We start from the raw sequence: 13155 nt of genomic DNA, 5'->3' as shown, positions 1-13155 counted from the left end.
TGTCCTCCCTTACCCGCGCCGCATGAGGGACAGGGCGCTTGCCGGTGTCGCACCCGATGTCGTCACAATGTAGGCACGACCAAGCTCGACACTGCTGGTCGAGAGCCTTGCGAGCACCTGACCGTCATAGGGCATGACGACATAGGCGAGCGGAATGACGGCAGCGCCGCCATCCGTCTTCTGGTCAGTGACAACCGCATAACCCCATCCCTTCAAGGCTGCTTCAAGCGCCTGTCCGAACGGCGAGCCGTCCTGCTTGAGCACAACGGTCGCTTTTCCCTGTCCGATCTGTTCGGCAAGACGGCTGACCATATCGCCGGCGATCGCGCCCGCCGCCGGTCCCGAGATTTCTGGAGGGGCCGCGCTGGAAACGAGACGGTCGGTGTCCATCGATTGGCAACCGGAGAGCAGGATGCCAAGGGTACCGACTGCGACAAGGCAGTAGATGGGTCTGAGACGTTTTACGCTGTGGCGGGGGAAGTTCAGCATCATCGCCCTCCCCTGCTGATCGTCACCTTCTGCTGTTTCCAGCCAACGCCCGAGACGAGGACAGCACGGTCGATATTATAATCAACCACCATCATGTTGCTCTTCATGCGATAGTTGACGATGCGGTTCTGACCGCCGGAAACGACGAACAGAACCGGCGCATCCTGACCGGAGATCGACTGTGGAAACTGGATGTAGGTCTTCTGCCCATCCGAGTAGACCCGCGTCGGCCGCCAACCGGCACTGCCCGAGACGGAGTACGCAAAGCTCAATTGCTCCGCCGGAACGCCGGCGCCTGGAATGGTGCTGGCTTCCAGCCGTGCATTGACGTCGGCGAGTTTTGCCGAAACGTCCTCGGGATATTCAAAGCCGACACGCGCCATATACTGGCTTGGATGAGACTTGAGTTGGATATGATAGGTCCGCCGCGACGTGGTCACGACCATCGATGTGATGAGACCCGGCTCCGACGGCTTGACGATCAGGTGGATCGCCTGCCCGGCAGCAGCACCGGATGTCGCGGGCTCGACCTTCCACCGCACGGTGTCTCCAACCAGCACGTCACGAACGACCTCGCCACCCTGAAGCTCGATGTCGCAGACCTGCAGAGGCGAGCAGACGACGGACGGCTGCACTTCGCCATAAAGGAAGATGACTTTTCCGTCCGCGCCTTTCGTCACGAGCCCGCGACTTCCGCGCCATTGTGTCGAAATCCCCATGCCTTTCGCCTCGTTGGCGGTGACGCCATCGGCGGCACGTGCCTGGGAAGTGGGGAAAACCATCATCGGGAAAATCATCAGCATCGCTACGCTAGCCGTCAGGGCGGCTCGTATTCCGAAATGTCGTATGTTCATGTTGGGAGCCATGCCTTTCAAAGCTGCGCGGTCCAGTCAAAGTCCCTGACATAGAGACCGATGGGATTGAGACGGATGAGGCCCTCGTCCTGCGGCGGCGTCAAAGTCACGGTGGCAATGCCGCGGAAGCGGCGCGTGGCGGTCTCCTTGCCGCGCCGATCCCGCTCGAACTCGGTCCAGTCAATCTGGTAGCTCTGGTTCGACAGAGCGACGATATTGTTGACCTCGATCGCGACCGTCGCGGTCTTTGCCTTCTCGAAGGGCGAATTCGAACGGAACCAGGCATTGACCTTTTCGGTGGCGGGATCGGAGGTCCGCAGCAGCCCGTAGGTCCGGTCGATATATTGCTTCTGGACCACCGCATCAGGCGTGACGGATCGGAAGTTCGACACGAAACTGCCGAGCGTTGCACGGACCACGCGCGGATCGGCATACTCGATCTGCTGCGGGAAGCCGGCATTGACTGATGTGCCGAGCTTGTCGACTTCGACGATATACGGAATCAGCTTGACCTGGGTGCTCTGATAGAGGGCGTAGCCGAAGCCAATGACGGCCATGGTCATGCCGGCAATGCCGACGACGCGCCAGGCGGCGGCCGCTTTGACGTACGAGCCATAACGCTCGTTCCATTCGTTGCGCGCGGCGATGTAGGGATTATCTGGAGCATTCTGTCCGGCCATTCTGTCACGGTCCCGTCACTTGCTGTCGTTGATCGGCGGTGGTGGAGGCGGCGTGCCGGGCCGGCCGGATTGTTGATCGAGTTTAGCGTTGGCTAGGCCGAGCATCGATCCGGCATAGGCGCCGGGCGAACCGATCGTTTTTTCCTTCGCTGCCGAGCCGACTGCGCCGGCCGCCCCGCCAATCCCGGCCTGCATGCCGCGCAGCGCCGCACTGCCGAGGGATGCTCCCCCTGCCCTTGCCGTCGTCGCCGCCTGAAACCCTCTGCTTGCCGCTGCCGTTGCCAAAAAGCCGGCGCCCGCCGCAAAAGACGCGGCCTGTCCTCCGTGACGTATCGCCTCCATACCGCCGCCGACCGATGCACCCTGGACCACGCCCTGCAGGATGGGCGGCACATACATGGCGATAACGAAGACAACGACCGAGATGCCGGCAATTGCAAGCGTGGTGATGAACTGCTCCGAGGTCGCCGTTGGCGCCTCTGCCAGACCGAGCAGGATATCCGAGCCGATCTTGGCGATCATCACCAGTGCCATCAGCTTCATGCCGACAGAGAAGGCATAGACCAAATATTTGATCGTAAAGTCCTTGGTGTAGGACGACCCACCCAGCCCGAGCATGATCATGCCAGCGAGCAGTCCGACATACATCTCGACCATGACGGCCACGAAGATCGCCGCAACGAGCGAAAACGAGACAACGACCACCACCATGGCGAAGACGGCGGCGATAGCGAGTGCATTGTCTTCCCAGAGCCCAAACTTCGCCTGTTCCGACATTTTGGTTGCGACACGAATGCCGGCGTCGAAAATATTGGCAGGTGAAGCCGAACCGCCGCCGGCGCCGATCTGGTAGAGGCTGTCGACGACGGCTTTCGCGAACGCCGGGCCCTGATCGAGGATGAAGGCGAACAGGCCGATAAACATGATCCGCTTCACGAGTTCGGCAAACCAGCTGTCGAGCGAGGCGGCGTTGATTGCCAGCCATACGGCCGCAATCCCGACTTCGATGCCGGCCAGGATCCAGAAGAGTGAGCGGGCCGCATTCATCACAGTCGACTCCCAGCCCTTGGCGGCGGTGACGACGGAGTTTTCGAGTGTGGTGAGAACCTGGCCCTGTTGTGCCAGCGCCGGCGTGGTTGCCACCAAGATGAGCATGATCGCGATGAACATCCGTTCGAGCGTGCGGGAAGAAGGAGCAGCTACCATCGCGGTTTCATCTCCTGACCGCCGCGGATGTCGCTGTTAGAATTCCCAACAAAGAACTCTTCGCGATATCGGCGCTGTTCTTCAGCGGGTGACGAACTCGTTGCGGCCGTGCCGGAAGCTGAGACGGGTGCGGCCGGCGGCTGAACGACGACAAAGGTGATGGCGCTTGCACCGGCCGCCGAAACGACCGCGACGAAGGCGAGAATGAGGATCAGACGCGGGCTCACCAGCGGGGCTCCATCGTCTGGCCGCCACGGATGTCACGCTCGGTTCCGCTAAAGAATTGTTCGCGCCGCGCCTGCGCCAGATCTTTTTGCGCCTGCTCGGACTGATACCAAGTACCCATCATCGTCATCTGCTGGGAAACGAGACCCCGCAGCTTCTGCATCTGCGCGACCTGCTGGGCTGCAATCTCGTGCCCGACCTGCAGCGCCTTCATCTGGCCGTCGGCCGATTCCGACATCGACCTGAGCTGCGACATCGTGCTCTCCTCGCTGGAGAATTGCTCTGCCGTCAGATTGGCAGCCTTCAGCGTGCCGGCGATCGTGTCGCGATTGGTGTCGGACCAGCTCTGGTAGGTCGTGGAGAAGCTCGCACCCTCAGGAAGGTTGCTCTTCATGTCGGCGAAACTCTGGAAGCGTTGCTTGAGCACATCGTCGACATTGCCCATGGAGAAGGCGACGCCCTGGCCCTGGTTGACGATGCTCTGGAGGTTCTTCAGGTCATTTTCGACCTGGCCCCAGATATGGTTCGGCAGCTGAGCGGTGTTCTGCAGCATGTTTTTGTAGATGTTAATCTGGTTCTGGATCTGCTCGGCCAGCTGCGAGATCTGGGTGATCTGGTTGTTCACCTGCTCGGCGGACTTGCCGACGAGGCTGATGAGTTCGGTATTGTTCGCCAGCTGCGTCCATTCTGTCGCCTGTCCGGTGACGCCACCGGCCTGCACTGGAAGCGGGAGAGCGGACGAGAGCATGAGGATCGCACCAAGCGCGGTGTGCAATGTCCTATCGGGTTGGGAAGAGCGTGTCGGCATGGGCGATCCCCCTTTGCTGGAGCCAATGGAGAGGCCAGCTGGCCCCATGTTCGAGATGCAGGGCGCGGATGCGCTTCAGGTCTTCCTTTCCGGACGCCCCGACAAATGAGAGCGCCACCGGCCCCAGTGCCATGTCGAACAAGCGCCGACCCTCGGGCGAGACGACGTAATAGTCGCGCTTCGGGATTGCTGTCGCGACAATCTCGATCTGCCTCTCATTAAATCCGATGCGCTCGTAGAACTCGCGGGTGCCCGGCTCCCGTGAAGCACCATTCGGCAGGCAGATCTTCGTCGGGCAGGATTCTTTCAGCACATCGATGATGCCGGAGCGTTCCGCATCAGAGATCGATTGCGTGGCGAGCACCACGGCGCAATTGGCCTTGCGCAGCACCTTCAGCCATTCGCGGATCTTGTCGCGGAAAACCGGATGGCCGAGCATCAGCCAGGCTTCGTCGAGGATGATCAGGCTTGGTGCGCCGGTGAGTCGTTTTTCGATGCGTCGGAAGAGATAGGTGAGCACGGGCACGAGGTTGCGCTCGCCCATGTTCATCAGTTCCTCGATCTCGAAGCACTGGAAGGCGCCAAGCGCCAGGCCGTCCTCCTCGGCGTCGAGAAGTTGCCCCATCGGACCATCGACGGTGTAGTGATGCAGGGCGTCCTTGATCTCTCGCATCTGGACGCCCGAGACGAAGTCGGAGAGCGAGCGGCCGCGGGACTCGGCCATCAGTCCGACCTGTCGGGATATGGCATTGCGATAATCAGGGGTGATGGTGACACCCTGCAGCGCAACCAACATCTCGATCCACTCAGAGGCGAATGCCCGGTCGGCGTCGGACGAAAGCTCGCCCAGCGGGCAGAAAGAGAGTGCCCTTCCTTCCCCTTCCTCTGGAGCGTCGCCACCGATCTGATAGTGATCACCGCCAATCCCGAGCGTCAGCGTCAGCATCGAGCATCCCTTGTCGAAGGCGAAGATCTGCGCACCGGCATAGCGTCGGAACTGGGCTGCGATCAATGACAGTAGCGTCGATTTGCCCGAACCCGTGGGACCGAAAATCAGCGTGTGGCCGACATCGTCGACATGCAGGTTCAGACGGAAGGGTGTCGATCCGCTTGCGACCTGCATCAGCGGAGGCGAGGCTGGCGGATAATACGGGCAAGGCGCTACCGGACTTCCTGACCACACACTATTGAGCGGAATGAGGTCGGCGAGGTTGCGGGTGTTGATCAGTGGCTCGCGGATATTGGCATAGGAGACTCCGGGCAGGCTGCCAAGAAAGGCATCCGTGGCATTTAGTGTCTCGATCCTTGCGCCAAAACCTTCAGCCTGGATCAGACGGCGGACTGCCTCACACTTGTCCTGCAGGCTTTGCTGGTCCTCATCAAAGAGAACGATGACCGGCGTATAGTAGCCATAGGCGACAAGCTGCGACGAGGCCTCGGCAATGGCATCCTCGGTTTCGGCCACCATGAGCATCGCGTCCTGATCGAGTGATCGCGACTGTGTCTGGAAAAGCTGATCGAAGAATGGCCTGACCTTCTGCTGCCATTTCTTGCGTGTGCGCTCGAGCTTGGCCCTCGCTTCCTCGGCATCGAGGAAAACGAAGCGAGACGACCAGCGATACGTCAGCGGCATCAGGTCAAGACTGTTCAGTATTCCCGGCCAGCTTTCGGCGGGCAGGCCATCGATCGCCACCACCCCCAGAAACCGGTTCTCAACAAGTGGCGTCAAGCCGTGCTGCAGCTCGGCCGTCGCCAGCCAGTCGAGATACATCGGGATCTCTGGCAGACGCACCGGATGATTTTCGCCGGTGATGCAGAAGCGAATGAACTGGAAGAGCTCGTCATAGCGGGCGACACGATGGCCACCGCGCTCCCGTGTTTCGCGTGTCATCATCCGCCGGATCGACACGACGTTGCCGAGATATTGTTCGACCTCACGGATCGAGGTCAGGAAGGTTTCAAGCGCCTTGTCGGCATAGGTTGCGGATCGGCTGCCAACGTCGGAGTAGACATAGCGCGTCAGTCCGGATCGCCGCGGCTCCGGTGGGCGCCAGGTCAGGATCAGAGCATGACGGCTTTCGTAATGCCCTCTTTCCTTCTGGAAATGCGCCCGCCGCTCCGTATCGATGGCGCGGGTCACCGGATCGGGGAAATGACTGGCCGCCTCCGTTGGATAGTCTCCCGTCGGGACCCTGATGGCCTCTACCTGGATCATCCAGCCGGAGCCTAGGCGCGACAGGATGGCATTGATCTGCCGCGACACCTCGTTGCGCTCGGCGTCGGTCGAGCTTTCGCTATCGGGTCCGGCAAAATACCAGCCGGCCATCAGCGAGCCGTCCTTCAGGAGAAGGACGCCATTATCGACCAACCCGGCATAGGGAACGAGATCGGCAAAGGACGGTCCGGCATGGCGGAAGAATTTGAGGCCAACCATGTCCCACGCCCTCAGTACCGGCGCCACGGCGACGATGTCGCGCGGTAGAAGGTCTTGTAGGAGATATGCCTGATGTAAACCCTTCGCATCAGCGGGTCGGCCTTGGCCATCATGCGGAGGGCTGCGACCGCGACCAGCCAGACCGCAACGCCGAACAGCGCCGCATACCAGGTCAGGACCACGAAGATCAGGATGACGGCGGCGAGCGCCGTCACCAGGACCAGCTCGCGATCGGCGCCCATCAACAGGTTGGGGCGCGACAGTGCCCGATGCACCCGCGATCGGATAAGGTTGGAACCGGCTTCAGCCACGAGCCCCCTCCCCTGCTGCTGGCGGCGTCGTCACAGGCGCAGAGACGATGGGAGCAGCCCCGACCTCGGCGTGGTGCTCGCCGATCGACGCCCCGGTTGCACCGAAGAGAGCGACGATCTGGGTGGCGCCGAGAAGAACGCCGCCGACCAGGGCGACATAGCAAAGGCGACGGGCAAAATCGTTGAGCTCTCCACCAAAGATCAGCATGGCTCCGGCGATCGCGACCGCGGCAAGCGCTATGAACCCTGCCACAGGACCGGTAATCGACTGCTGGATCTGCTGCAGAGGCGATTCCCACGGAAGGCCGCCTCCACCCGAGGACGCCAATGCAGGTTCCGAAAGGCTGAAGGAGACCGCAGCAAACATAAGCGCTGCGATAATGGGATAAGTCTTACGCGACATGGCTATCCTCGTCGATCTGGGCATAGTGTTCGGTCTGGTACTGATTGTTGCGGTATCCCTCGATGTGGATCACCTCTCGGACCCGCCTCCCCTTGCCCGTCCGCTCGATGGAGACGACGAGATCGACCGCCTCGCCGATCACCTCCTGCATTGGCTGCTGGCTGGCCTCGGCGGTCAGTTGTTCCAGCCGGCGCAGCGCCGACATTGCGGTGTTGGAGTGGATCGTGGTGACGCCGCCGGGATGACCGGTGTTCCAGGCTTTCAGGAGGGTGAGTGCTGCGCCGTCGCGGACCTCACCGACGATGATGCGGTCGGGCCGCAGTCGCATCGTGCTCTTCAGCAACCGTGCCATATCGATCGTGTCGCTGGTGTGCAGGCTGACCGCGTTCTCGGCCGCGCACTGGATTTCGGCGGTATCCTCGAGGATCACCATCCGATCGTCTGGCGCCGCCGAGACGATTTCGGCGATAATTGCGTTGGCGAGCGTCGTCTTGCCGGAGCCAGTGCCCCCGGAAATGACGATGTTCATGCGGGCGTCGATTGCACTGCGGATGGCTGACGCCTGGGCTTCTGTCATCACCTTCAAGGTTACGTAGTCGTTGAGTGGGATGAGACGCGAGGCGCGACGACGGATCGTGAAGGCAGGGCTGGAGACGACGGGCGGAAGCAGACCCTCGAAGCGATGGCCACCGATCGGCAGCTCGCCGGAGACGATCGGGCGTTCGTCGTCCGCTTGCGACTGCAGGGCATGGGCGACACTGCCGATAACGACTTCCGCGGCGGCAGAACTCATGGCGCCGGCCGGAGCCACGCCATGACCGAGGCGTTCGATGAACAACCGGCCGTCCGGATTGAGCATGATCTCGACGACCGAGGCATCGTCGAGCGCGACGCACAGCTGATCTCCAAGCGCATCCTGCAGTTTGCGGACAAGTCTTGGATGTGAGCGGAGCTGATTCACGCTGCGCTCCTCTCGAAATAGGCATCAGCAAAAGTCAGAGCGGACCGATAGTGCGGTGGACGAACCCGTTCGAAGCTCTTCTTGTCCGCTGGGAGTGTGCCGGCAATTGCGATGGTGTTGCCAATTGCCACTGGCTCACCCAGCCGCGTCATCGGCCATCCCGCCCGGTTCAGGATACGCTCAAAACGCAGGTCGGTGGCGGTAACGATCTTGTCGTAGCCGTTCGCCATCGACCATTCGATGATTCCGGCGAACATGGTCAGTGTTGCATGGTGGAGCTGGTTCCCTCCCCTGGTGGCGGGCAAGGTCGTATCGACGCAGAAGCGGGAACTCTCGATCATTGCGCTGGTCGCGTGGAGTGAACCGTCCACGAGCAGCTGCGGGAAGGTCCGTTCCAGCATGGTTGGGCCGACCGCGGGAAGGAGGCGCGCGCAGCCTACGACCTTATTTCCGCCGAAGGTGGCGAGGATGTAGGTCGGGTTCATATCGTCGTACTGATCCCTCTCGCCACCATCCGTGATGGTGACGTCCCATTCGAGCCGCCCGCCAAAGACGTTGGCGCGCAGCTGATGCATCGGCTTCAGAGGATTTTGATGCTCGACATATCGGTCGGGCGAGATTGCAAGAACCTGCATTCTTATCTCCGCTTGAACTTCGTCAGGGGGGATGAAGATCACCTCAATCCACCGTTGGCTATCTGCAGATCTGCAGAGGGTGATTCTCTCGCAGGAGGGAGCCATGAGCCCATGAGCCCATGAGGCGTCGACGGAGAGCAATAAGCGCAGGACCTGCAACTGCAGATCTGCAGTTTCCACTGACTATACGTCATCAATGGAATCTGCCTAACTGGCGGAAAGATATCACTGAATCGGCGTGCCCGGTCGGTTTGCGCCAAGTGCGTTAACTTGTTGTTAACCTTAAATGTCTTGCAGCGGGGTGGGAATCGGATGATAGTTTCGCAAATGATGGCCTTAGAGCCATTTTTTCGAAAGTGAAGACCTCCGGGAAATAGTTCGCAAAATGAGCAATGAGCTGCAAAACAGATTTGATATTGAGATCGCCCAGCAAGGGTCGAAGATCTCCAGCGCATTGCATATGTTGCGCAGCCAGCAGTATCCACCTGACGCTCGCAAGGGTTTGCGCAAGTTCCAGCTCGCGGAAGTCGCGGACTTCATAGGGGTAACGCAGACCCATCTCAGGCAGCTCCATTCTGACGGGAAAGGACCGGAAATCGAATCGGTCAGCGGACGACGGTACTATACGGCCGATCAGATGCTCGAGCTCCGGGACTATCTCGAGGCGAACAAAAAGTCCGACAAGCGGTACTACGTGCCAAGACGTCGGGAAGGCGAACCGTTGCAGGTTGTCTCGGTGGTCAACTTCAAGGGCGGAAGCGGCAAGACGACCACAGCCGCACATCTTGCGCAGTATCTTGCCCTCACAGGCCATCGCGTGCTCGCGGTCGACCTTGATCCGCAGGCGTCCCTTACCTCTCTTTTCGGGATTCAGCCAGAGCTTGATGATACCGCCTCTTTTTATGAGGCACTTCGATTTGACGATGAACGCAAGCCAATCGCCGAAGTCATCCAGCCGACCAATATTCCAGGCCTTGATGTCGTGCCAGCGAACCTGGTTTTGCAGGAATACGAATACGATGTGCCGCTGGCAATTTCCTCGAAGAGAGGAGAGGATGGGCGGCTCTTCTATATGCGGATCGCCAGCGCTCTAAAGGAGGTCGATGACAGGTACGATGTAGTCGTCATCGATTGCCCGCCTCAATTGGGCTATCTGACTATCACTGCGCTTATGGCGTCAACCGGGATCCTCATCACCATTCATCCGCAGATGTTGGACATAATGTCGATGAGCCAGTTTCTCATGATGCTCGGCGGTATCATGGGACCGGTGGCAGAGGCCGGGGCCGAGATGCGCGTGCAGTGGTTCCGATATCTCATCACCCGTTTTGAGCCGACTGATATTCCGCAAACGCAGATGGTCGGGTTCATGCAGTCGATGTTCGCGCAGCAGATGCTGAGGAACCATGTTGTGAAATCCACGGCCATCTCTGATGCGTCGATAAAGAAGCAGACATTGTACGAGGTCGAAAGAGGCGAGTTCGTCCGGGCGACTTACGACCGAGCGATAGAAAGTCTCAATGCTGCAAACGCGGAAATCGTGGAGCTCATCCACGGCGTCTGGGGGCGAAAATGAACCAATTGTCAGCCGTTTTTTTTGCTGTTTTGCAGAGCCCGAACAAGGAGTTGCGAGCGTTGATATCTGTTTTGGAGTGTATCCATGTCCCGTGAAAATCCGTTCGCCAAACTTGATATGGCAGCGATAACGGCGAGCCAGACGCCAACCAAGCCTGGATATGGCATGACCGGGGCGGCCAAGACGGTTGTTCGCTCGATCGAGGACATGGCCGAAAATACCAAGAAGCTTATGGAAGGCGAGGTGATCGTGGACCTCGATCCACGATTGGTCGATGTCTCTTTCGTATCTGATCGCCTTTCAGATGATGGAGAGGAGTTTCAGGAACTGCTCCAGGCGATCAAGGAGTCGGGTCAAACGACGCCTATCCTAGTTCGCCCAAGCTCGACCGATGCCAAGCGTTACATGGTGGTGTTCGGTCACCGTCGTCTCAGGGTCGCTCGTGAGCTTGGAGTTCCAGTCAAGGCGATTGTCAAGAAACTCGACGATATCACTTCAGCGATCGTGCAGGGTCAGGAAAACGCGGCCCGCTCGAACCTGTCGTTCATTGAACGCGCCTATTTCGCTCAGAACTTGATCACGTCTGGAATGACCAAGGAAACTGTTCGGTCATCGCTCGCCATTGACGAGGCGATGCTGTCGAAGATGCTCGCAGTCGTCGAAGCGGTGCCAGCGTCCGTTATTCAGGCCCTAGGTGCATCGAAGAAAATTGGCCGTGACCGATGGCTCAGCCTCCGGCAGTTGATCCTGGCCCCTGCCCTCTCGAAAGTCGCTGTTGAGCATGCAGCGTCGGCCGACTTTCACGCGCTAGCCGAGGCCGAGCGGTTCGATGCGCTCCACGACTATCTGAAGCGATACAAGGCCAAATCGGCTGCAAAAAAGCCCAAAGCCGCTACCGCAGCAAAGGGCTGGGTATCGTCGGATCGCTCTTTGAATCTCGCGATGACCGCCAAAGCAAAGAAAGTTGCCATCGAGCTCACAAATGTCGAAGCCAAGCCCTTCAGCGAATGGCTCTCTTCTCGCATGGACCGCTTGTACGAGGAGTACAAGGGGTTGAAGAACGAAACCAACGGAGACTAAACCGCAAAAGAAAAAGGCCCCCGAACGGCGAACCATGGAAGCCTTTCTCGTCATCTCTAGCAGGATCGAGAATCGCATTTCCCGGAATCACAGTCAAGAGTCTTGGCGCCAGTTTGGTGAGCGGATTTCTTTTGCCTGAAGAAAGGTGAGAGAAAAATGCAGACGGGACATGTGACGACGCCCTTTGGGCGGCGGGCGATGTCGCTTGCCTTGGTCAAGGGCCAGATGGCGATTGCGGATCCTGATCCGGGCGTGCGGATTGAAAAATGGAAAGTGTTTCGCGATGTCTGCGAGGCGCGCGAACGCCTTGGACTTCAGGACCGGGCTTTGGCTGTTCTCGACGCGCTCCTGACGTTTTACCCGCACGGAGAGCTCAATACGAGCTGCGGGCTTGTCGTGTTCCCATCCAACGCGCAGCTATCCGTTCGAGCGCACGGGATCACCGAGACAACGCTGCGCCGGCAACTCGCCGCACTTGTCGATGCCGGCCTCATCCTGCGGCGCGACAGCCCGAACGGTAAACGCTACGCGCACCGCAACCGGGCTGGCGAGATCGAGCAGGCTTATGGGTTTGACCTGACGCCGCTGCTCGCTCGCGCCACGGAGCTCGCGTTGTTGGCGCAGGACGTCGCCGCCGAGCGCACTCGCTTCCGCCGTGCACGGGAGGCGCTGACGATCTGCCGTCGTGATGTGCGCAAATTGATCTCGGCAGCCGTGGAAGAGGGCGCGACAGGTAATTGGGACCAGGTAGAGTCCGAGTATGTCAGCATCCTCGCCCGCCTCCCGCGCCAACCGAACCGGTCTCAGGTCGAGACTACGTTAGATGAAATGGAGCTCCTGCGGGAAGAGGTGCTCAACATGCTGGAAATGCAGCTTAAAACTAACGAAATGCATGGCAATGCCGTTCAGAATGACCGCCACTTACACAATTCAAATACCGAATCCATAAATGAACTTGAACCTAGCTCTGGAAAAGAGCAGGGCGAAAACTTGGCGGACAATTCTCTGACGAGGGATGAGCCAAATGAACCGCAAAAGACGAAACGCGAGCCGATCAAGGCGTTCCCGCTCGGAATGGTTCTTCGTGCCTGCCCCCAGATCACTGATTATGGGGTCGGCGGGCGTATCGAGCACTGGCGCGAGCTCATGAAGGCAGCCGTTGTCGTGCGCTCGATGCTCGGCGTCAGTCCCTCTGCTTATGAGGAGGCGTGCAACGCCATGGGGCCTGAAAATGCCGCAGTGGCTATGGCCTGCATTCTCGAGCGGTCGAATTTCATAACGTCGGCGGGAGGCTATCTGCGCGATCTGACCAGACGCGCTCACCGAGGCGAGTTTTCCCTTGGGCCAATGCTGATGGCTCTGATAAAGGCAAATGACCAGGGAGACCGAAGAACTGCGTGACGATGGAGCAACGCGGCGGGCCGACAGGGGGAAATCGGCTCCTGAGCCTTCGATAAAGAGGTCACTTGTCAGCCGTTTTTTTTCATGATTTT

At 59.6% G+C, this 13155-nt stretch carries 14 protein-coding genes; 3 read left to right on the top strand and 11 right to left on the bottom strand.

The window, feature by feature from the left end; all coding sequences use genetic code 11:
- Nucleotides 1-9: 9 nt before the first annotated feature.
- Genes trbH through traI form a run of 11 tightly spaced genes read right to left on the bottom strand, consistent with a single transcriptional unit; the run spans nt 10 to nt 9006 of the window.
- Complete coding sequence (gene trbH / locus Q2T52_RS25205; protein ID WP_302079689.1) at nt 10-489, bottom strand: conjugal transfer protein TrbH; 480 nt, start codon at nt 487-489, stop codon at nt 10-12.
- On the bottom strand, nt 489-1343 hold the full coding sequence (trbG, locus tag Q2T52_RS25200; protein ID WP_302079688.1) for a P-type conjugative transfer protein TrbG: 855 nt from the start codon (nt 1341-1343) through the stop codon (nt 489-491). Before trbG ends, trbH begins: the two co-directional genes overlap by 1 nt.
- A gap of 17 nt (nt 1344-1360) precedes the next feature.
- A complete protein-coding gene (locus Q2T52_RS25195; protein WP_302079687.1) occupies nt 1361-2023 on the bottom strand; it encodes a conjugal transfer protein TrbF in 663 nt (220 codons plus the stop codon).
- Nucleotides 2024-2038: 15 nt separating this feature from the next.
- Nucleotides 2039-3229, bottom strand: coding sequence for a P-type conjugative transfer protein TrbL (gene trbL / locus Q2T52_RS25190; protein ID WP_302079686.1), 1191 nt, complete (start codon nt 3227-3229; stop codon nt 2039-2041).
- The gene (gene trbK, locus Q2T52_RS25185) at nt 3223-3456 is read right to left on the bottom strand and encodes an entry exclusion protein TrbK (protein ID WP_302079685.1); all 234 of its coding nucleotides are present in this window, start codon (nt 3454-3456) and stop codon (nt 3223-3225) included. Before trbK ends, trbL begins: the two co-directional genes overlap by 7 nt.
- Nucleotides 3453-4262, bottom strand: a complete 810-nt coding sequence (gene trbJ, locus Q2T52_RS25180; protein ID WP_302079684.1) for a P-type conjugative transfer protein TrbJ — start codon at nt 4260-4262, stop codon at nt 3453-3455. The genes trbK and trbJ overlap by 4 nt, the downstream gene beginning before the upstream one ends.
- Nucleotides 4234-6696, bottom strand: coding sequence for a conjugal transfer protein TrbE (locus Q2T52_RS25175; RefSeq protein WP_302079683.1), 2463 nt, complete (start codon nt 6694-6696; stop codon nt 4234-4236). Before Q2T52_RS25175 ends, trbJ begins: the two co-directional genes overlap by 29 nt.
- A gap of 11 nt (nt 6697-6707) precedes the next feature.
- Nucleotides 6708-7007, bottom strand: coding sequence for a conjugal transfer protein TrbD (locus Q2T52_RS25170; RefSeq protein ID WP_112569255.1), 300 nt, complete (start codon nt 7005-7007; stop codon nt 6708-6710).
- Nucleotides 7000-7410, bottom strand: a complete 411-nt coding sequence (gene trbC / locus Q2T52_RS25165; RefSeq protein ID WP_302079682.1) for a conjugal transfer pilin TrbC — start codon at nt 7408-7410, stop codon at nt 7000-7002. Before trbC ends, Q2T52_RS25170 begins: the two co-directional genes overlap by 8 nt.
- On the bottom strand, nt 7400-8371 hold the full coding sequence (trbB, locus tag Q2T52_RS25160; protein WP_302079681.1) for a P-type conjugative transfer ATPase TrbB: 972 nt from the start codon (nt 8369-8371) through the stop codon (nt 7400-7402). Before trbB ends, trbC begins: the two co-directional genes overlap by 11 nt.
- Nucleotides 8368-9006: an acyl-homoserine-lactone synthase gene (traI, locus tag Q2T52_RS25155; protein ID WP_302079680.1), complete on the bottom strand. Its 639-nt coding sequence runs from the start codon at nt 9004-9006 to the stop codon at nt 8368-8370. The genes trbB and traI overlap by 4 nt, the downstream gene beginning before the upstream one ends.
- A gap of 385 nt (nt 9007-9391) precedes the next feature.
- Here traI and repA point away from each other — a divergent pair, with 385 nt between their 5' ends.
- The 3 genes from repA to repC all read left to right on the top strand — a co-directional run bounded on the left by repA (nt 9392) and on the right by repC (nt 13063).
- On the top strand, nt 9392-10582 hold the full coding sequence (gene repA / locus Q2T52_RS25150) for a plasmid partitioning protein RepA (protein ID WP_035211168.1): 1191 nt from the start codon (nt 9392-9394) through the stop codon (nt 10580-10582).
- 84 nt (nt 10583-10666) lie between these two features.
- Nucleotides 10667-11662, top strand: a complete 996-nt coding sequence (gene repB, locus Q2T52_RS25145; protein WP_302079678.1) for a plasmid partitioning protein RepB — start codon at nt 10667-10669, stop codon at nt 11660-11662.
- A 156-nt stretch (nt 11663-11818) separates the two neighbouring features.
- Nucleotides 11819-13063, top strand: a complete 1245-nt coding sequence (gene repC / locus Q2T52_RS25140) for a plasmid replication protein RepC (RefSeq protein ID WP_302079677.1) — start codon at nt 11819-11821, stop codon at nt 13061-13063.
- The last annotated feature ends 92 nt before the right edge of the window (nt 13064-13155 follow it).

The sequence above is a fragment of the Rhizobium oryzicola genome, from assembly GCF_030504645.1.
Taxonomy (GTDB): Bacteria; Pseudomonadota; Alphaproteobacteria; order Rhizobiales; family Rhizobiaceae; genus Neorhizobium; species Neorhizobium oryzicola.
The sequence above is the reverse complement of the archived record's forward strand: the minus strand, read 5'-3'. Positions and strand labels throughout refer to the sequence as shown.